Consider the following 19,313-nt stretch of genomic DNA (forward strand, 5'->3'; position numbering starts at 1 on the left):
TAAAAAGGGGACCATGGCCGGACGCTACGGCCGCCCGCGTTCGTTTCTCAAAATGAGGACCGTCGCAGGTCAGGTCTTTCTCCTGCAGTTGGCGATCGTGGTGTTGCTCGTCGCTGCGGCCGTGGCCGCGCTCGTGCTGCAGTCCCGGGCCGACAGCGCACGGGAAGCCCGCAACCGCTCCGTCGCCGTCGCCGAGACGTTCGCGAACGCCCCGGGCATGGAAGCGGCCCTGGAGAGCCCGGACCCCAGCGCGGTGCTCCAGCCGAAGGCCGAGGCGGCCCGGAAGGGCTCGGGAGTCGATTTCATCGTCGTACTGAACCTCGACTCGATCCGGTACACCCACCCGTTGCCCGACCGGATCGGGAAGAAGTTCGTCGGCGACGTGAAGCCCGCACTCGACGGCCGCGTCGTCACCGAGAGGGTCAACGGGACGATCGGCCCCCTGGTGCAGGCCGTGGTGCCCGTCTTCGGCGCGAACGGCAAAGTCATCGGCATGGTGTCCGCGGGAATCACCATCGAGCGGGTGAGCGGCGTCGTCGAGAACCAGTTCCCCCTCCTCTTCGGCTCCGCCGCGGGGATCCTGCTCCTCACGATGGGCGGAACGGCGCTCGTCAGCAGACGGCTTCGGCGCCAGACCCATGGTCTCGGCCCGACCGAGATGACCCGGATGTACGAACACCACGACGCCGTCCTGCACGCCGTGCGGGAGGGCGTGCTCATCGTCGGTGGGGACGGGCGGCTCCTGCTGGTCAACGACGAGGCACGGCGGCTGCTCGGCCTGCCGGCGCAGGTGGAAGGCCGAGCAGTCACCGATCTGGGTCTCGACCCCCTCACCACCGATCTGCTGGCCTCGGGACGCATCGCCACGGACGAGGTGCTCTCGGTGGGCGACCGGATTCTCGCGGTCAGCCAGCGCTCCACGGATCAGGACGGCGGCCCGCCGGGCAGTGTGACCACCCTGCGCGACACCACGGAACTGCAGGCACTCACGGGCAAGGCCGATGTGGCGCGGGGCAGGCTGAAGCTGCTGTACGACGCCGGTACGGAGATCGGCACCGCCCTCGATGTCGTACGGACGTGCGAGGAGCTGGCCGACTTCGCCACGGCCAGGTTCGCCGACTACGCGACCGTCGACGTGGCGGAGACCGTGCTGCGCGGCGAGGAGCCGACGGCGGCACGTACGGTCGCCGACATGCGGCGCACGGCGCTCAGCGGTGCCCGGCACGACACGGGGCTCTATCCGCTCGGGTCGGTCATCCGCTTCATGCCGAGCACCGCCATCGGCGCCGGCCTGCTCAGGGGTGAGGCGGTCATCGATACGAACCTGCCGGCCCTGTCTGGATGGCAGGAGCAGCATCCCGCACGGGCCGAGCGCCTCGTCGAGTGCGGTTTCCACTCGATGATCGCCGTTCCGCTGCGGGCCCGGGGCGTCATCCTGGGCGTGGCCATGTTCTGGCGGGCGCAGAGGCCCGAACGGTTCGAGGACGAGGATCTGTCCGTCGCCGAGGAACTCGTCGCCCGCGCCGCCGTGAGCATCGACAACGCCCGCCGCTACTCACGTGAGCACACCGTGGCGGTCACCCTGCAGCGCAGCCTGCTGCCACGGGGCCTCCCCGACCAGACCGCCATCGACGCGGCCTACCGGTACCTGCCCGCGCAGGCCGGGATCGGCGGGCTCGGCGGGGTGGGCGGGGACTGGTTCGACATCATTCCGCTGCCCGGCGCCCGGGTCGCACTCGTCGTCGGCGACGTCGTGGGCCACGGGCTCCACGCGGCCGCCACCATGGGACGGCTGCGCACCGCGGTCCACAACTTCTCCACGCTGGACCTTCCCCCCGACGAACTGCTCTGGCACCTGGACGAGCTGGTGGCCCGGATCGACCAGGACGAGACGGCCGACGACTCCGCCGGGGGAGTCACCGGGGCCACCTGCCTCTACGCGATCTACGATCCGGTGTCCGGGCGCTGCACCATGGCACGGGCAGGCCACCTCCAGCCGGTGATCGTCCACCCGGACGGCGCCGCCGAGTTCGCCGAGGTGCCCGGCGGGCCACCCCTGGGCCTCGGCGGCCTTCCCTTCGAGACACTCGACATACAGCTGCCGGAGAACAGCCGGCTGGTGCTCTACACCGACGGCCTCGTCGAGGACCGGACCCGGGACATCGACGAAGGACTGGAGCTCCTGCGCGGCACCCTCGCCGACTACGCCGGCCGGACACCCGAGGAGACCTGCGAGGCGGTCCTGCGCGTCATGGTTCCCGCACGAGCCCGCGACGACATCGCGCTGCTCGTCGGCCGCGCACGCAGGCTCGCCGCGCAGGACGTGGCCGACTGGGAGGTACCCTCCGACCCCGCGGCGGTCTCCCGCGTACGCGCCGAGGTGTCCCGCAAGCTGACGGAGTGGGACCTGGTCGAGGAGGCGTTCACGACCGAGCTGATCCTCAGCGAACTCGTCACCAACTCCATCCGCTACGCCAACGGCCCCATCCGCGTCAGGCTGGTCCGTGACCGCACCCTGATCTGCGAGGTCTCCGACCGCAGCAGCACCTCGCCCCATCTGCGGCAGGCCGCGACCACGGACGAGGGCGGCCGCGGGCTCTTCCTCGTCGCGCAGCTCGCGGAGCGGTGGGGCACGCGCTACACGGACGACGGCGGCAAGGTCATCTGGACGGAGCAGCTGCTGCCGCCCACCGCGCCGCCGGAACACTGAGCGGACCGCGCCCGCGTCAGCTCCGCAGGCAGTGCAGGAACATATGAGGTTCGGGCACCGCCCCGCCGTCGGCCGGCGTGAACACCGTGTGGTCCTCCCACTCCGCCGAGAGCCCCGCACCGGACGCCAGAGCGGCGAAGGCCTCGGGGGAGAAGCTGCTCACCAGCACCTGCTGGCCCATGAAGACCGCGCTCACCTCCTGCACGTCCAAGGGAACCGTGGCCAGGACCATTCGGCCGCCGTGCCGCAGTGCTCCTGCCAGCCGGTGCACGAGGGCGGTCTGTTCCTCGCGCGTCATCTGCAGGAGCGAGAAGTAGACGCAGATGGCGTCGAAACTCTCTTCCTCCAGAGGGAGTTCGCGAATGTCGGCGCAACGGAACGATGCCTCGGGCACTTGGCGGGACGCCAGTTCGACCATGACCGGTGACACATCGACCCCCAGCACCCGGTGCCCGGCGTCGGCCAGCGTGCGGGCGGTCGGAAGCCCTGTCCCGCTGCCGACGTCCAGGACGGTGCTGCCCGGTGCGAGCTGTCCGAGGAGCCGCGTCAGTGAGTCGCGGTGCGCGGCCGAACCGGCGAACGCCCGCTCGTAGTCGGCGCCGATCGCGTCGAACGTCGCTGCCGCAGAGTGTTGGTGACTGTCCGTCATGAAAGATCCCTTCGGTGCCGGTTCTACGGGACGAGGGCGACGGCCACGTACAGGCCGCTCTCCTCCGGCCGGGGAGCGGGCGTCCCGCGGTACCACTCGGGCGCCGTCACCACTCCGGGCTCGACCACATCGAGGCCCTCGAAGAAGCGCTCGAACTCCGTCCGGGTCCGCAGCGCCAGCCGGATGCCGCCCTTCCCGTACTCCTGAGTGCCCTGCTCGCCACGCTCCGGGTTCACGTCCGAAGCGCCCTGGGACAGCACCACGAAGCTGCCCGGCGCCAACGAGGCCGTCAGGGTGCGCACGATGGCGTACGGGTCCTCGTCGTCGGGCAGGAAGTGGAGGAGGCCCAGGAGCGAGAGCGCGACGGGGCGGTCGAAGTCCAGGACCTTGCGGGCGGCCTCGATGATCGTGCCCGTCTCGCGCACATCGGCGTGCACGTAGTCCGTCGCCCCCTCCGGACGGCTGATCAGCAGGGCTTCCGCATGCCTCAGGACGATCGGGTCGTTGTCGCAGTAGACGACCCGCGAGGCCGGGTTGATCTCCTGGGCCGTCTGGTGCAGGTTCGGCGCCGTGGGGATCCCCGTACCGATGTCGAGGAACTGGTCGACGCCCTCGCCGGCCAGCCAGGCCGTCGCGCGGTTCATGAACGCGCGGTTCTGCAACGCGCCCGTCTTCGCCTCGACCGGCAGGTGCTCGGCCACCGCCTGGTCCACGGGGTAGTTGTCCTTGCCACCGAGGAGCGCGTCGTAGACGCGCGCCGAATGGGGCCTGCTGGTGTCGATCGGGGGCTGAGGCGTCCCAGGCGTCATGACGAGCTCCGTTGCAGATGGGGTGAACCGCTCCACCTGCGAAGTCTGCCACAGCAACTCCACCACGATCAGCGGCTGTTGACGCAGCCCAAAGCGAACGCCGGCTCCCGGGAGACTCTCCCGGGAGCCGGATCGCACATGGCCGCCGTCAGCCGGCGTTCACCAGACCGTGCGCCGGCACGGTCACCGTACGGGCGCCGGCACGGCCGCCCAGGACGACCTTGCGCAGCGCGCTGTTGTTGCCGAGGTTCGTCTCCTTGAGCCGCTTCTCGGGGTTGGCCAGCACCTGGATGTAGTACGTGCCGTTGGGCAGTCCGGTGATGTCGAAGGACTGGCCGGGAAGGTCCTGCGTATAGGTGTCACCGGAGCCGACGTCGAGGACCTCCCGTACGGAGATCGAGTTCTCCTGGCCGCACGCGGTGGACAGATCGGTGTTGTCCGGGTGCCAGTTGGCGTTCTTCACCGTGTAGTCGACGGCGTCGGTGTTGGCCAGGCAGAAGGCTTCCTTGCCGCTGCGGACGGTCTCCTTCTTGTCGGCCTTGAGCAGTCGGTAGCTCGCGAAGTCCGTGAAGTGCCAGTGTTCATGACCCGGACGGGGGTCCCACTCCATGGTGCCGGTCGGTGTGTAGCCGACCTGCTTGCCCGAGGCGTCGTAGAAGTACTGGTAGGCGTCCATCAGCGCCTTGCCGGGAGCCCGGAAGCCGTCCACCACCAGCTGCGCGGGGCCCGCGTTCCACACATTGGCGCTGAACGCCAGGTAGTCCTTGCCCGGGGCGTCCGCGTCGCCGTCGGCGATGGTGATGCCGTACGCGGGCAGCGAACGGAGGTCGGGCTTGGGCACGTTCGGCACCGCGGCCCGGCCGGTCGGCCGCTTCGCGTTGGGGCGGGCGGCGGGCGCCTGCCGGGAACCGTCCGTCCGCCCCGGCCCGTCACCTGCCTGCGCGGACCGGAAGCCCGCCCGCTTGACCGCCCAGGGCAGCGCCGCCGGCGCCGGCGCGTAAGGACCGTGGCCCACGTTGTACGAAGGACCCGCGCCGCTGGTGGCCGCCGCGGGCGCGGGCGTGCGCATGGCCGCATGGCCCGAGTGCCCTGCCGCGTGGGAGGCGTGGCCGCCGGTGGACCGGGCGCCCGCGTTCTCCTCCCAGCTGCGCTCGCGCACGGTCACCTTGACCGTCTGCGGCTTGTCGGCGATACCGAACAGGTCGCGATAGGTCTTGGTCACCGACACCTTCGCGGTGTACTTCCCGGCGGGGAGTGTGACCGGCGTCGAGGAGTAGCCCGCGTACGTGTTGGCCGCCCAGCCGTTCTCGACACCCCAGACCGAGCCGAGCGTGAAGGGGTTCACGGGACAGCTCTCGGGATATTTCGACGTGGCCGGTGCTTCGGGGCGGACCCGTCCCGACGCGTTGTTCGGGCAGAAGGACTCCGTCTTGTTGAGCACGGTCTTGCCCGCGGCGTTCGTGACGGTGACCCGGACGAAGTCCGTCAGCCCCGTGAAGTCCTTCACGAGCCCCTTGGGCAGGGCCCTGGTGCGGGTCTTCTTCCCCTGGCGGATGATCTGCGTGGCGACGACCGGGTCCTTGTAGGACGCGCGGGTCACCTTCAGTTCCAGAGGGGCCTTCGTGGCGGTGAGGTACGTACCGAGATCCAGGTAGACACCCGGATCCTCCTTCCACGAGTCGAGCGTCACCGACGGCGAAGCGGCGATCAGGCCGAGCTCCGGAACGGGCTGTGCCTTCCTGCCGTCCGGTGCCGCGGCGACGACGCCGGCTATCACGGTGATCGCCGCCGCGGCGGCGACGGACGGCCGCCACAGCCGGCTGCGGGGGGTTCTGGTGGTCATCGTTCCTCGATTTCCGAGTGCCCGGTGGGCAGTGGAGGATCTTTTCCTGAGAGAGCCGAGGAAGGGCCCCCGAGGTTGTCCGGCGGCGCAGGAGTCACGCATCGTTGGCCGAAAGCCGGTCGTACGGTGTGGAATGAGACGTTGTCCCGCCGTTTCCGACTCGAACACCAGGACGTGTGTTACGCGGGCGCGGGCCCGGGGCCCATGCGGGCGGACCGCACACCGGGCCCGGTGCGGTGCCCGGCCACAGCGCGAAGCATGGAAGTGCCGGGGGTAAAGGGGTGGCGCATGCTGGTGGTGTGACCTGGAGACCCGATGACGGCCGGGCAGCGGGTGGCCCGTCTCTGGTGCTCGCCCAGGCTGTCGTCAGCGCGATCGAGGCCGTCGGCGGGTACGCCGGCGGCATCTACCTGCGCTCCCGCACTCCGGGGCTGCTGCTGATGGCGGTCCTCGCCGGCCTTCCCGCACCCCTGATGCGCCCCTGGTGGCGCATGCACGTGAACCGGCCCTTCCCGGTGGCCGAGGCGTACCGCTCGGGCAGGCCCGTGTACCTGGGCGACGCCGAGGACGCCATGCGGCGCTTTCCCCAGCTCATGGCAGGTCTGCCGTTCCCCTTCGGCTCGCTGTACGTACCTGTCAGGAGCGGGCGCACCATCGTCGGTGTGCTCGTCGTGCTGCGCTACGCCACCCGGGGGAAACCGGTCGGCGGGGCGGACCGCAACAGGCTGCAGGGCATCGCGGAACATCTCGGCGCGGATATCGCGGAGCTGGAGAAGGGCGGGTCGCGGGCCGAGTGGGAAGGCGACCCCATGACCGTCCGGCTGCCCACGGAGACCGCGCAGCCGATGCGGATCGGCCACTTCGACTGCGACCTGGGCACCGGGGCGGTCACCGCGGACGACGAGGCGTGCCTGATCCTCGGCACCGAGCCCGTGGACCTCCCGCCGCACACGATGGACTCGCTGACCGCCCGGCTGCTGCCGGAGGACGTACGCGGAATGTGGACCCTGGGCAGCCGGGCCGCACGGTCCGCACAGCCGTACGTACGCCGGATGCGGCTGCGCGGCCCCGACGGCCGTTCGCTCCTGCTGGAGCTCTCGGGTCACGGGCCCGGCGGCGCCGGGCACGCACACCATCTGACCGGTGTGCTGCTCGACCCGGGTGCCGAGCCCGTCGTCCCGGAAGCCGCCGACCGGATCCCGCGCGGCGTGCTCTCCCACGACCGGCTGGGACGGATCACCTACGTCAACCGGCACGGTGAGGAGATCCTCGGGCACAGACGGGCGGAGCTGGTCGGCCGGAGCCTGTGGGACGCGTTGCCCTGGCTCGCGCACCCCGCCTACGAGGACCACCACCGGGCGGCCCTCTTCTCCGACGCCCCCGTGCACTTCCGCGCCAGACGCACCCCGACCGAATGGCTGTCCGTAGCCATGTACCCGGGCCGCGACGGAGTCACGGTCACCATCACCCCCGCGCCGCAGCCCGACTACGCGCCGCATTCCGTCGGCACACCGGGCGCGGGCCTCGGCTCCGCCGCCGACCGCGCGACCGTCCTGTACCGCCCGGTCGCCCTGGCCATCGCGCTGACGGAGGCCGTCACGGCCCGGCAGGTGTCCGCCGTGGTCACGGAGGAACTGCTGCCCGCCTTCGGCGGCAGACAACTGGCCATCTACCTGCAGAACGAGGGGCGCCTCTACCTGGCATGGGAGACGGGTTTCCCGAAGGGCTTCCTGGACCGCTTCGACGGCGTCGGCCTCGACGCCCACATCCCCGGAGTGGACACGCTCACGACCGGCAGGCCGCTGTTCTTCGAGTCCATGGAGAAGCTGGCGGCCTCCTACCCCGGCATCCCCATGGACACGAGCGTCGGCGCCCGCGCCTTCCTGCCGCTCATCGCCTCCGGGCGGCCGGTCGGCTCGTGCATCCTCGGCTTCGACCAGCCGCGGGGCTTCAGCCCCGAGGAGCGCACCGTGCTCACCGCCCTGGCCGGACTCATCGCCCAGGCGCTCCAACGCGCCCAGCGCTACGACACCGAGGCCGCCCTGGCGCGCGGGCTGCAGGACGCCCTGCTGCCGCACCGGCTCCCCGTGCTCGACGGCGTCGAGACCATCGGGCGTTACCTCTCCGGCACCCAGGGCATGGAGGTGGGCGGAGACTGGTACGACGTCATCGAGACCGGCAGCGGGCCGGCCCTGGTCATCGGGGACGTACAGGGGCACGGTGTCGCAGCAGCCGCGACGATGGGACAACTACGCAGTGCGGTAAGGGCGTTCGCCCTCAGCGGGCATGACCCCCAGGAGATCATGAGCGCCACCAACCGGCTGCTCATCGACCTTGATCCGGGCCAGTTCGCCAGCTGCTGCTACGTCGTGCTCGACCCCGGCACCGGGTTCACCCAGGCAGTACGAGCAGGCCACCCCCAGCCCGTACTGCGGCACCCCGACGGCCGGACCGAGGTCCTGGACCTCCCGGGCGGCGTCGTGCTCGGCGTCGACCCCGAGGCGTCGTATCCGGTGAGCGAACTACAGCTCTCCCCGGGCGCCGTGCTCGCCCTGTTCACCGACGGCCTCGTGGAGAAGTCGGGAGAGGACATCGACGAGGGGATCGAGCGTCTGCGCAGCACCCTGGCAGAGGTGGGCCACGCTCCCCTCGCCGAGATGGCGGACCGTGTCATCGGGCAGGCGATCCAGGACGAGGACCGGCCCGACGACATCGCGCTCCTGCTGGCCGCCTGCGGGGTGTCGCCCGGCTGACCGGGCCGGGTAGGTTCGCCCGATGAGTACGGAGCGCGCACGAACCGTGCGGGGCGTGACGACCCCGGGATGCGCCGAATGCGGCGGCACGGTCGCCCCCGACGGCCACTGCTGGGACTGCGGCGCGGCGCAGCCGGCGTTCCGTTCGCACGTGGAGATCACGGCGGACACCGGTGCGGCGGCGGTCAGCGACCGCGGCAGACGGCGCGCGATCAACGCGGACGCCATGGTGCTGACCACGGCCGGCCCGTGGACGATCGGGGTGGTCTGCGACGGCGTGTCGATGTCACCGCGCTCCGAGCGTGCCGCGAAGGTCGCGGCCGACGTCGGCGCGAGGTGGCTGACGACGCGTCTGAACGCCGGAGACCTGCCGGAGACCGCCCTCGATCACGCCGCCGTCCGCGCGGCACACGCGGTTGAGGCGCTGGCCGTATCGAGGGACGCCGCCCCGGCCTGCACCTATGTCGCGGGCATCGCGGGTCCGCAGGGCATCTGGAGTTCCTGGATCGGAGACAGCCGTGCCTACTGGCTTCCGGACGAGGGACCGGGAATAGCGCTGACCGAGGACGACACCGGTCAGCACGAGGCGCTCTCCGCCTGGCTGGGGGCGGACGCGGGGGAACCGGCGCCTCAGGTGCGCAGCTACCGGCCGTCGGTGCCCGGCCGCCTCCTGCTGTGCACCGACGGACTGTGGCGGTACCTGCCCGACGCCGAGGCGCTGCGGTCGGCGCTGCCCCACCGCCGACACAGGGCGTCGGCCCGGGGCGACGGCCTGATCGAGGACGCGCGGTCCCTGGTGGACTTCGCCCTCGACGCGGGAGGACACGACAACGTCACCGCACTGCTGATTCCCGTCGGCACCTGACGCGTCCGTGTCCGTCATACGGACGGCACCCGGGGCGGACCGCGTGGGGGACGTGCTGGTGAGGCATCCTCTGCTGGTTGGGTAGAACGGGCCCGGAGCTGCGGACGTACGTCGGTGCGCAGCCGGCACGTGCCTGTGACGGCGAGGGATTTGGAACAAGATGGCAGAGAACTCGGACCTGTTGGCCTTCGTGAGGGCGCGCCTTTCCGAGGAGGAGCGCACCGCGCAGGAAGCCGGCGGCGAGGGCTGGCGGTGCCCTGCGGAGGCACCCGGCGAGGTTCATGACCGCACCAGCGGTATCGCGTTCGTCGTACGGAACCGTGGTTACGACCGGCACATCGCCCTTCAGGATCCTGCGCGCACGCTGCGCCGCATCGAGACGAACAGGGTCCTGCTGGACGAGTACGAGGAGATCGCGTCCATGGACACGGACCGCCCGGGCCAGGATTTCGTCTCCGGCCGTGCCGTGGGGCTGGGTTTCGTCGTCAGACAGATGGCCGCGGAGTACGCGGGGCACCCCGACTACCGGGTGAAATGGCTGCCCAGGTACTCGCATTGGGGCCCGCCCCCTGCGCCCGGGGCATGACCGCCAGCTGTACGACCGGTCCGGGAGTGACGGGACGGGGCTGACGGGTCGGGACTGACGGCCCGGCACGGGAGCGGCGCCGAATGAGTACGGCGGAGCGGCCGGACTGAGTACGTTGCCCGATCTCGCGGCAGGCCGCCGTTGATCGAATGGGAACCATGCTTCCCGACGCGCCGCGGCGCCCCCGCATCCAGAACCTGACGAGTGCCGGTACGGCCCTGGCCGTGACGCTGCTCCCGCTGGCTGCCGGCGTGCTGCTGGCCAGGACGATGGCGCTCGATCCGATGACCTCGGTCAACGCGATGGTCACCAGCGGTGGACAGCGGGCCCGCATCGGACCGGCGGGCTGGGCGCTGAACGCTCGAACGCGTGAGCTCATTTCCGGACGTAAGGGAACTCCTGTCCAGGAAAGCGCTGTCGCTTTCGTTACACGATGCGTGCGGGCCGGACGGGGGTGCGCGGGGAGCGGAGTGAGGCGTGGCGGGGGCGCTGTGACCAGGGAATCGGCCCGCTGAAAGGGTCGGTGCAATGATCAACGGTTGACAGGTATACGACCGGCGGGATCGGTGCCGATTGCAGTCGTGTGTGACAGAAATGTCCGTACTTTGTCACACGAACCAGGGCATCTTCCGGCCACAGCGAAAGCGGGACAAAGTTTGCGTTCCCGGCAGTACGCCGGGGCCGAACAACGCCCGGCAATTCGTTCCGGGCCTGCATCATGAGGGGTTTCCATGTCCCGTTCCGCACGACGGATCACCGCCACCGTTCTCGCCTCCGGCGCACTGCTCGCCGCAGCGGCACTCCCTGCCAGCGCCGATGGCCGGGACCACGGCAACAACAGGCCGGCTCAGCGCTCGTCCGTCGTCCTGGGCCACATCCAGCACGACGCTCCCGGCCGGGACAACGCGTCCAACCGCAGCCTGAACGCGGAGTGGGTCACCGTGACCAATACCGGACGCCGTGCCGTCAACCTCCGTGGCTGGACGCTCACGGACGAGAGCCGCCGCACCTACCGCTTCGACCTGCGCCTGCCCGGCCGCTCCTCCGTCCGGGTCCACACCGGCATCGGCCGGGACACGAGGCACGACGTGTACCAGGACCGCCGCCAGCAGGTGTGGGACTCCAGGGACACCGCGACCCTGCGTGACAACCGTGGCCACAAGGTCGACTCCAAGTCCTGGGGCCGGCACCACGGTGGTGGCCACCACAACGGTGGGGGCAACCACAACGGTGGGGGCAACCACAACGGTGGCGGCCACAACAACGGTGGCGGCCACAACAACGGTGGTGGCAACCACAACGGCAACGGTGGCGGCCACAACAACGGTGGGGGCGGCAACCGCTGATCCGACGGCTTGAAACGCGGCGCACCACGGCTTCGGGGCCGTGGTGCGCCGCACTTCGTTCACCGGCGGCGGCACGGGGCGAGCGGCATCGGACGGGGAGAGCGGCCCGCATCCGATGGGTGGCGAGCCGCGCCGGGCGGGGGCTGTGCATCGGGAGGTGGCCGGCAATGTCAGGATGGCCTCATGACCATCAAGGCGTATTTCGACATCACCATCGACAACGAGCCCGCCGGGCGGATCGTGTTCAACCTTTTCGACGACGTGGCCCCCAAGACCGCGGAGAACTTCCGCGCGCTGGCCACGGGCGAGAACGGCTACGGCTACGCCGGTTCGCCGTTCCACCGTGTCATCCCCGACTTCATGCTGCAGGGTGGCGACTTCACCCGGGGCGACGGCACCGGTGGCAAGAGCATCTACGGCGAGAAGTTCGCCGACGAGAACTTCACCCTGAAGCACAACAAGCCGGGTCTGCTCTCGATGGCCAACGCGGGCCCGAACAGCAACGGTTCGCAGTTCTTCATCACCACCGTCCTCACCCCGTGGCTGGACGGCAAGCACGTGGTCTTCGGTGAGGTCGCCGACAAGCCCAGCATGGAACTGGTCCGCAAGATCGAGTCCTACGGCTCGTCGACCGGCCGGACCAAGGCCCAGATCGCGGTCTCCGCGTCCGGGGTCCTCTGACACTCGCAACGGGGCTCCCGGCCGCGCCTCCCGCAGGCCGGGGCCCCGCACGCATCCGGTGACGACGGCGCAGCCGCCGTGTCGGCCCGATCGCGGGCCCCCGGAACCGTAGCGTGGCGCGGGCAACCGCTGACGCGTGCGGTTCCGGACCGGGGTGGCGCCATGTGCTGGAGTGCGACCGCCGATCTCGTCGCGGGCGCGGGAGTCGCCGTGATCGGGGTGTGCTGCGTCGCGCGACCGCCACGGGCCCGCGACCTGCCGCTCGCCTCGCTGCCGCTGCTGCTCGGGGCGCACCAGATCGTCGAATCGGTCGTCTGGCGCTCCGGAGGCGGCAGCGGGACCGCCACCCTGGTCTGGGCCGTCATCGCGCTTCCCCTGCTGGCACTCTGGGTGCCGCTCGGAGTCCTGTGCGCGTCGCCGCCCGCGGCCCGTCGCCGTCTGGCGGTCCCCCTCGCGGCCGGCATCGCCACCGCCGCGGCCCTGTCGTACAGCCTGGCCACTCGCCCCGTCACGGCAGACATCCGCGGCCACACGCTCGGCTACGTACTCGACCAGGCCCTCCCGGAACTGCTCGTGGCGGGGTACCTGCTCGCCACTGTCGGGTCCCTGCTGCTCGCGGGTGACCGGTGGCTCGTGCTGTTGGGCGTCCTGGTCGCCGTGGGTGCGGCGGTCTGCGCGGCGCTGTGGCGCACGGAATTCATCTCCACCTGGTGCGCCCTCGCGGCGGTGTGCTCGGTCGTGCTGCTCGGATGGACACTTCGGCGCCCGGCCGCAGTGGGCTGACAGGGCGCAACCGCGCCCCGGAAGGCGTCCTGGCGCGAGCGGTGCCAGGGTGGAGACGGCCCCGTACACCGAGGACGGGCGACGGAAGGAGCACAAGGTGCGCATCGATCTTGCCGGCAGGACCGCGGTCGTCACCGGCTCCTCGCAGGGCATCGGCCTCGCCATCGCCACCGGGCTCGCCGACGCCGGGGCGCGCGTCGTCCTCACCGGTCGTGGCCTGAACCGTCTGGAGACGGCGGCGGACGTCCTGCGCGGCACCGTGCCGGACGCGACGGTCCTCACGCTCGCCTGCGACCTGACCACCGAGCAGGGAGCCGCCGAACTCCACGAGGCCGTGCCGGCCGCCGACATCCTCGTCAACAATCTCGGCATCTTCGGTGCCAGGCCGCCCCTGGAGATCACCGACGAGGAGTGGCGCACCTACTTCGACACCAATGTCCTCAGCGCGGTACGGCTGATCCGCACCTATCTGCCCGGAATGGTTGAGCGGGGCTGGGGGCGGGTGCAGAACATCGCGAGCGATTCCGCCGTCGTGATCCCCGCGGAGATGATGCACTACGGGATGTCGAAGACCGCGCTGCTGGCGGTCTCCCGGGGCTTCGCCAAGGAGGCCGCGGGAACGGGGGTGACCGTGAACTCGGTGATCGCCGGCCCGACGCACACGGGCGGGATCGAGGACTTCGTCTACGAACTGGTGGACAGGGACCTGCCGTGGGACGAGGCCCAGCGCGAGTTCATGCGGCTGCACCGTCCGCAGTCCCTGCTGCAGCGGCTGATCGAGCCGGAGGAGATCGCGCACATGGTCGTCTACCTCAGCTCCCCGCAGGCATCGGCCACCACGGGTGCCGCGGTGCGGGTCGACGGCGGCTACATCGACTCGATCGTGCCCTGAGCCCCTGTGCTGGCATGATCAAGGGCATGAACGAGAGCATCATCGCCGCGTGTGACGGGGCATCCAAAGGAAATCCGGGACCTGCCGCCTGGGCATGGGTCGTGGCGGATGCCGAAGGCTGCCCGCAGAGGTGGGAGGCCGGTCCGCTGGGCACCGCGACCAACAACGTCGCGGAGCTCACCGCACTGCAGGAGCTGCTGAAGTCCACCGATCCGGCCGTGCCGGTCGAGGTGCGCATGGACTCCCAGTACGCGATGAACGCGGTGACCAAGTGGCTGCCGGGCTGGAAGCGCAACGGCTGGAAGACATCGGCGGGCAAGCCGGTCGCCAACCGTGAGCTCGTGGTCGGCATCGACGCGCTGCTCGGCGGCCGGAGCGTGAGCTTTCGCTACGTGCCCGCGCATCAGGTGAACGGTGATCCGCTCAACGCGCTCGCCGATCAGGCCGCGAGCGAGGTCGCGGTATCGCAGCAGCCTGCGGGAACCGCGCACGGTTCCGCCGGGCTGCCGGTGCCGGCTCCCGCCCGCTCGACGAAGGGCCGGACCCCGGGTGCGGGCACCGAGGGAGCTGCCTCACGCCCCTCCGCGACGATCCGGGCGAAGTTCTCGGGCCGCTGCCACTGCGGTAAGCCGTATGCGGCGAAGGACATGATCGCGAAGAACCCGAAGGGCTGGGGCCATCCGGAGTGCCGGACGGCTGTCGCCTGAGCTGTTCAGATGTCGGCCCAGACGAGCCGACTGGAGAGGCTGGTGCGCGTTCCCCATCGCGTCGCCAGCGCGTCCACGAGCATCAGCCCCCGGCCGTCCTCGGCGAGGGAGTCGATATCCGTGATGTCGGGGAGGTCGGGTCCGCCGACGGCCCCGGCAAGGTCCCCGTGGTTCGCGCCGGCCCGGCTTCCCTGGCCATGGGGTCCGTCCCCGGGCGCGTGCGACAGCTCGGGGCGGCGTGGCGTCGGGCCGTGGGAGCCGTGCGAGCCGTGCGAGGCCGACTTCGCGTCCATGGGCCGCGTCGGAGCCGGCACACGGGCCCGGGCGCGGTTCCACACGCAGATCCGCACCCCGTCGGAGGAACGCAGGAGCCTGCATCGGACCCGTCGGCCCGAGGTGTGCTGCACCGCGTTCGTGACCAGCTCGGTCACGACCAGGGCGGCTGTTTCGACCCGGTCGTCAGGCTCTCCCCACTCCCGCATCGCCTCCTGGACACGATGGCGCGCCTGAGGCACCCCCTCGGGTAGACGGGGGATCCACCAGCTCTGTGCGCTCCTTCCGCTCGGGTCCTCCGGAGCGAGGCGCGAGCGGGTGTCTATTTCCGGCATGTATGTACTCTCGGCGCAAAGTGCATACTTTGCAAGTGACAGAATGTCTGGGTTTCTCCGTTTCGGAGTCCTCATGAGGAAGGTGGGCGCATGAGGCCCCGTTCGGGTCCCACGGTCGAGCACCGTGTCCTCGCGGCACGCCTGCGGATCTTGCGGGAACGCGCGGGCGTCAGTCTGCAGGCGGCAGCCCGGGCTCTCGAAGCGCATCCGGCCACGGTGCGTCGCATCGAACGCGCCGAGACCGGGCTGGACGCCCGCCAGGTCCGGGCCCTGCTGGACCGCTACGAGGTTCCCGAGGCGGAGGCGGAATCGATCATCACGGGTCTGGGGGCCGCGAACCTGCCCGGATGGTGGCACCGCTGGCGGGACGCGATGGAGCCGTGGCGGCAGGAGGTCATCGGCCTCGAGTCCTCGGCCTCACTCGTCCGGACCTGGCATCCCGCGCTGGTCCCCGAACTGCTGCGCACTCCGGCCTACGCGGCTGCCCTGGACCGGATCCTGCACCCCGCGGACACCGGTGCGCTGCGCACCCGGCGCCTCGAGCTGCTGGAGGAGCGCCAGCGGCGCCTGGAGGGCCGCGGCGCGGCCCTGTGGGCCCTGATCCCGGCCGCGGCGCTGTATACCCGGGTGGGCGGTCCCGAGGTGATGACCGAGCAGTGGGCGGTGCTCTCCGAAGCCGCACACCGGCCGCACCTCACCGTGCAGGTGATGCCCCTCGACTCCCCGCCGCACCCCATGACCGCCGTCCCGCCCCTGCACCTCCTGCGGGTGTCCGCTCCCGAGATCGGCGACCGGGCGATTCTCGAGTCCCCGGGGGGCCGGGGGGACATCATGGACGAGCCGGGTGCTGTGATGGACCTCCGCATCAGGCTGGACGCCGCCTGCGCGGCGGCTCCGCCTCCGGGAACCCCCCTGCCGGTGGTCCGATGAGGGCGGCCGGGCCGGCGTGCGGGGTCCTCTCCGGTTTCGGACGCCCGATGCCGGTCACCCGCGTTGTGGAGACCAGTCACTGTCCGGCACAACCTCATTGGACGATCCGTAACAGAGGAGAAGAACTCATGGACGATTGGCCCATGAATGAGACAGGCCGGCAGTGCGCCCCTGAACGACGCGTTCGTCCGCGGGCCGGGAGCGGGCTCGCGGGATCCGGAAGCTCGGGCGTTCGGACGGGTGGACGATAGGCCATGGACACCTCCGTCTGGCTCGTTCTCGGCGGGCTCGTCGCCCTGCTCGCGGCGGGCGTCGCCGCCGTTCTCCTGGTACGGGTGTTCCGGGCCAGGAAGCTGCTCCTCGATGCGGGCATCCCGCTGCGCAACAAGGCGCTGATGTGGGCCGCCGTGATCTACACGGTGTCGCCCGTCGACCTGCTGCCGGATCCCGTGTACCTCGACGACATCGGGTTCCTGCTGCTTGCCCTGCGCTCACTGCACACCGCCGCGAACGCCGCCGGGCTGGGGACACGGGGCGGAAAGCGGGCCGGTGAAGCGGCAACCTTTCGGCGTCCGGGAGCAACTGACGTGACGTAAGCCATCCCCGGCCAGAAGGTGCGTACCGTGGACCCTCTGCTCCCCCACCCCGATCCCCGCTCCCACCGCAGGCGACGCCGGATCACCCGTAACCGGGCACTGCTCGGCTCGCTGACGGCAGGCGTGCTGGCCGCTGCCGGACTGGTCGCCCTCGGCCCCACCTCGCACGCCGCCACCGCCCGGCAGGCCGAGGCGCTCGACCGTGGCGTCGTCAGCGTGCACACCGACAGCGGCAACCTCATCAGCTGGCGCTGGCTGGGCACCGACCCCGACGGCGTGTCCTTCAACGTCTACCGGGCCGGCACGAAGGTCAACGCCTCGCCCGTCACCGCCTCGACCAACTACTTCCACTCGGGCGCACCCGCCACCGCCGACTACACGGTACGGGCCGTCGTCAACGGCACGGAGCAGGGCGACTCGGTCAACGCCATCCAGTTCCGCGCCGGGTACAAGGACGTGCCCATCAGCCCGCCCGCGGGCGGCACGACACCGGACGGGGTCTCCTACACCTACGAGGCCAACGACGCGTCCGTCGGTGACCTGGACGGCGACGGCGCCCTCGACTTCGTACTGAAATGGCAGCCCACCAACGCCAAGGACAACTCCCAGTCCGGCTATACGGGCAACACGATCATCGACGGGATCCGGCTCGACGGCACCCGGCTCTGGCGGGTCGACCTCGGACGCAACATCCGCTCCGGCGCGCACTACACCCAGTTCCAGGTGTACGACTACGACGGCGACGGCCAGGCCGAAGTGGCGACGAAGACGGCCGACGGCAGCGTCGACGGAACCGGCAAGGTGATCGGCAGCTCCTCCGCCGACTACCGCAACTCCTCCGGATACGTCCTGTCCGGACCCGAGTTCCTGACGATGTTCAACGGCAGGACCGGCGCCGCCATGGGAACCGTCGACTACGTTCCCGCCCGCGGCACGGTCTCCTCCTGGGGTGACTCGTACGGCAACCGGGTCGACCGCTTCCTCGCCGGCACCGCCTATCTGGACGGGGCCAGACCCTCCCTGATCATGGCGCGCGGCTACTACACGCGCAGTGTCATCGCCGCCTGGGACTGGCGGGGCGGCGCCTTCACCCGGCGCTGGACCTTCGACACCAACAGCTCGACCAACTCCGGCAAGGGGTACGACGGTCAGGGCAACCACCAGTTGTCGGTCGCCGACGTCGACGCCGACGGCAAGGACGAAATCGTGTACGGGGCCATGACCGTGGACGACAACGGCAGCGGACTGTGGACGACGAAGAACGGCCACGGCGACGCCATGCACGTGGGCGACCTCGACCCCTCCCGGGCGGGACTGGAGGAGTTCAAGGTCGACGAGGACAGCTCGAAGCCGTCCTCATGGATGGCGGAGGCGAAAACGGGCAAGATCCTCTGGTCCACCCCGGCGAGCGGCGACAACGGCCGTGGAGTCTCCGGTGACATCTGGTCGGGCAGCCCTGGCGCCGAATCCTGGTCCTCCGCCGTCTCCGGGGTGCGCAACCCCCAGGGCACCGTGGTCACCAGCCGGAAGCCGTCCAGCTCGAACTTCCTGTCCTGGTGGGACGGCGACACGACCCGAGAACTCCTCGACGGCACCCACATCGACAAGTACGGCACCTCGGCCGACACACGCCAGCTGACCGGTGCCTCGGTCCACAGCAACAACGGGACCAAGGCCACGCCGGCGATCTCCGGCGACATCTTCGGCGACTGGCGCGAGGAAGTCGTCTGGCCGACGACCAACAACACGGCGCTGCGGATCTACTCGACGCCGTACGAGACCGGCACCAGGATCACCACGCTGCTCCACGACACCATGTACCGCACCGCGCTGGCCTGGCAGAACACCGCCTACAACCAGCCGCCGCACCCCAGCTTCGCCATCGGCAGCGGCATGGCGACCGCACCGCGGCCGACGATCACCACACCGTAGCCGCGGGAACGTCGGGCTGGCTCCCACGAACCGGCGACTGCGAGTGATCCACTTGCAGTCGCCGGTTCGTCGGTCGGACGCCTCTGGGGAGTTCTCATCGGAGTCGAGAATCTGGGCGTCACCGTCGGCCTCGGCTGTACTCGCGTCCCGGCCAGAAACCTTCCGAGCGCAGCCCTACCTCGGTTGCCCGACTTCGGCATCAAACGAATGCAGGTCCGCATCGTGAAGGCCGGATCGGAGTGCCCGAGTCGCGCAGCCGCTGAGTAGTCGTCTCACCCTCAGCCAGAACAGCGCCGGCGAACGTCTGCCTCAGGACGTGGGAGCCGACGTCGCGCGGCACGGTCCTGGCGCCGCGGGTTCTCGCCCGCCTTCGGCTCCATGGGAGGCATCTCCGCCGATGGAACGAGGATTGCGCCGACTTCCCCCGGTTGTCGTTGAACGTGTCTTTGTTGATGGCCCCACCATGCACCCCGCTGGTGACTTGAGTGGTGGCGAACAGTCGCACGGTCCTCTTCTGACGGTCATCAAGAACGATGGGAGCGGGCATGAGCAGAAGGATTAACCCGCTACTGCGTGCACCCTGGCGACCCGGCTTGCCCCGGCTTACGCTCAACGTCCAACTC

At 70.5% G+C, this 19,313-nt stretch carries 16 protein-coding genes; 12 read left to right on the forward strand and 4 right to left on the reverse strand.

The features are described 5' to 3' along the window. Positions 1–13: 13 nt before the first annotated feature. Positions 14–2,710, forward strand: a complete 2,697-nt coding sequence (locus tag ACFW9O_RS12515; protein ID WP_384608155.1) for a SpoIIE family protein phosphatase — start codon at positions 14–16, stop codon at positions 2,708–2,710. A 16-nt stretch (positions 2,711–2,726) separates the two neighbouring features. Here the strand turns inward: ACFW9O_RS12515 and ACFW9O_RS12520 are convergent, their stop codons facing one another. The 3 genes from ACFW9O_RS12520 to ACFW9O_RS12530 all read right to left on the reverse strand — a co-directional run bounded on the left by ACFW9O_RS12520 (position 2,727) and on the right by ACFW9O_RS12530 (position 6,011). Further along, positions 2,727–3,359 carry a class I SAM-dependent methyltransferase gene (locus ACFW9O_RS12520; protein WP_384608158.1) on the reverse strand — a complete coding sequence of 211 codons (633 nt, stop codon included), beginning with the start codon at positions 3,357–3,359 and terminating at the stop codon, positions 2,727–2,729. Between the two features lie 23 nt (positions 3,360–3,382). Next, entirely contained in the window at positions 3,383–4,168 is a 786-nt protein-coding gene (locus ACFW9O_RS12525; protein ID WP_384608160.1) for an SAM-dependent methyltransferase, read from the reverse strand. 148 nt (positions 4,169–4,316) lie between these two features. Continuing rightward, positions 4,317–6,011: a lysyl oxidase family protein gene (locus ACFW9O_RS12530; protein WP_384608163.1), complete on the reverse strand. Its 1,695-nt coding sequence runs from the start codon at positions 6,009–6,011 to the stop codon at positions 4,317–4,319. A gap of 299 nt (positions 6,012–6,310) precedes the next feature. On the opposite strand from ACFW9O_RS12530, the gene ACFW9O_RS12535 reads away from it, so the two are divergent. The 8 genes from ACFW9O_RS12535 (at position 6,311) to ACFW9O_RS12570 (ending at position 14,624) form a co-directional block, all read left to right on the forward strand. Beyond that, the gene (locus ACFW9O_RS12535; protein WP_384608166.1) at positions 6,311–8,764 is read left to right on the forward strand and encodes a SpoIIE family protein phosphatase; all 2,454 of its coding nucleotides are present in this window, start codon (positions 6,311–6,313) and stop codon (positions 8,762–8,764) included. Positions 8,765–8,819: 55 nt separating this feature from the next. Then, positions 8,820–9,629 (forward strand): PP2C family protein-serine/threonine phosphatase, encoded by an 810-nt coding sequence (locus tag ACFW9O_RS12540; protein WP_384608169.1) that lies wholly within the window; start codon positions 8,820–8,822, stop codon positions 9,627–9,629. Between the two features lie 160 nt (positions 9,630–9,789). Then, a complete protein-coding gene (locus tag ACFW9O_RS12545; RefSeq protein ID WP_351181401.1) occupies positions 9,790–10,215 on the forward strand; it encodes a DUF6221 family protein in 426 nt (141 codons plus the stop codon). Between the two features lie 731 nt (positions 10,216–10,946). After that, complete coding sequence (locus ACFW9O_RS12550) at positions 10,947–11,561, forward strand: lamin tail domain-containing protein (RefSeq protein WP_384608172.1); 615 nt, start codon at positions 10,947–10,949, stop codon at positions 11,559–11,561. 183 nt (positions 11,562–11,744) lie between these two features. Then, positions 11,745–12,242 (forward strand): peptidylprolyl isomerase, encoded by a 498-nt coding sequence (locus ACFW9O_RS12555; RefSeq protein ID WP_384608175.1) that lies wholly within the window; start codon positions 11,745–11,747, stop codon positions 12,240–12,242. 162 nt (positions 12,243–12,404) lie between these two features. Then, positions 12,405–13,025, forward strand: coding sequence for a DUF6629 family protein (locus ACFW9O_RS12560; protein ID WP_384608178.1), 621 nt, complete (start codon positions 12,405–12,407; stop codon positions 13,023–13,025). A 97-nt stretch (positions 13,026–13,122) separates the two neighbouring features. Next, the gene (locus tag ACFW9O_RS12565; protein WP_384608181.1) at positions 13,123–13,917 is read left to right on the forward strand and encodes an SDR family NAD(P)-dependent oxidoreductase; all 795 of its coding nucleotides are present in this window, start codon (positions 13,123–13,125) and stop codon (positions 13,915–13,917) included. Positions 13,918–13,943: 26 nt separating this feature from the next. Then, a complete protein-coding gene (locus ACFW9O_RS12570) occupies positions 13,944–14,624 on the forward strand; it encodes a ribonuclease H (RefSeq protein WP_384608183.1) in 681 nt (226 codons plus the stop codon). Between the two features lie 5 nt (positions 14,625–14,629). On the opposite strand, the gene ACFW9O_RS12575 is transcribed toward ACFW9O_RS12570, so the two are convergent. After that, positions 14,630–15,106 carry an ATP-binding protein gene (locus tag ACFW9O_RS12575; protein ID WP_384608894.1) on the reverse strand — a complete coding sequence of 159 codons (477 nt, stop codon included), beginning with the start codon at positions 15,104–15,106 and terminating at the stop codon, positions 14,630–14,632. A 216-nt stretch (positions 15,107–15,322) separates the two neighbouring features. Here ACFW9O_RS12575 and ACFW9O_RS12580 point away from each other — a divergent pair, with 216 nt between their 5' ends. From ACFW9O_RS12580 to ACFW9O_RS12590, 3 genes are all read left to right on the forward strand, one after another. After that, complete coding sequence (locus tag ACFW9O_RS12580; protein ID WP_384608186.1) at positions 15,323–16,162, forward strand: helix-turn-helix domain-containing protein; 840 nt, start codon at positions 15,323–15,325, stop codon at positions 16,160–16,162. Positions 16,163–16,416: 254 nt separating this feature from the next. Next, on the forward strand, positions 16,417–16,758 hold the full coding sequence (locus ACFW9O_RS12585) for a YkvA family protein (RefSeq protein ID WP_351178056.1): 342 nt from the start codon (positions 16,417–16,419) through the stop codon (positions 16,756–16,758). Positions 16,759–16,785: 27 nt separating this feature from the next. Then, positions 16,786–18,690 (forward strand): rhamnogalacturonan lyase, encoded by a 1,905-nt coding sequence (locus ACFW9O_RS12590; RefSeq protein ID WP_384608188.1) that lies wholly within the window; start codon positions 16,786–16,788, stop codon positions 18,688–18,690. Positions 18,691–19,313: the final 623 nt, after the last annotated feature.

Source organism: Streptomyces sp. NPDC059499 (genome assembly GCF_042749285.1).
Classification (GTDB): Bacteria; Actinomycetota; Actinomycetes; order Streptomycetales; family Streptomycetaceae; genus Streptomyces.

What these genes read in the sequence shown, in the direction of transcription:
- ACFW9O_RS12575 (WP_384608894.1), bottom strand. Translation starts at nt 15,106, where the DNA reads ATGCGGGAGTGGGGAGAGCCTGACGACCGGGTCGAAACAGCCGCCCTG.
- ACFW9O_RS12585 (WP_351178056.1), top strand. Translation starts at nt 16,417, where the DNA reads ATGGACACCTCCGTCTGGCTCGTTCTCGGCGGGCTCGTCGCCCTGCTC.
- ACFW9O_RS12555 (WP_384608175.1), top strand. Translation starts at nt 11,745, where the DNA reads ATGACCATCAAGGCGTATTTCGACATCACCATCGACAACGAGCCCGCC.
- ACFW9O_RS12570 (WP_384608183.1), top strand. Translation starts at nt 13,944, where the DNA reads ATGAACGAGAGCATCATCGCCGCGTGTGACGGGGCATCCAAAGGAAAT.
- ACFW9O_RS12550 (WP_384608172.1), top strand. Translation starts at nt 10,947, where the DNA reads ATGTCCCGTTCCGCACGACGGATCACCGCCACCGTTCTCGCCTCCGGC.
- ACFW9O_RS12515 (WP_384608155.1), top strand. Translation starts at nt 14, where the DNA reads ATGGCCGGACGCTACGGCCGCCCGCGTTCGTTTCTCAAAATGAGGACC.
- ACFW9O_RS12520 (WP_384608158.1), bottom strand. Translation starts at nt 3,359, where the DNA reads ATGACGGACAGTCACCAACACTCTGCGGCAGCGACGTTCGACGCGATC.
- ACFW9O_RS12530 (WP_384608163.1), bottom strand. Translation starts at nt 6,011, where the DNA reads ATGACCACCAGAACCCCCCGCAGCCGGCTGTGGCGGCCGTCCGTCGCC.
- ACFW9O_RS12580 (WP_384608186.1), top strand. Translation starts at nt 15,323, where the DNA reads ATGAGGCCCCGTTCGGGTCCCACGGTCGAGCACCGTGTCCTCGCGGCA.
- ACFW9O_RS12545 (WP_351181401.1), top strand. Translation starts at nt 9,790, where the DNA reads ATGGCAGAGAACTCGGACCTGTTGGCCTTCGTGAGGGCGCGCCTTTCC.
- ACFW9O_RS12525 (WP_384608160.1), bottom strand. Translation starts at nt 4,168, where the DNA reads ATGACGCCTGGGACGCCTCAGCCCCCGATCGACACCAGCAGGCCCCAT.
- ACFW9O_RS12560 (WP_384608178.1), top strand. Translation starts at nt 12,405, where the DNA reads ATGTGCTGGAGTGCGACCGCCGATCTCGTCGCGGGCGCGGGAGTCGCC.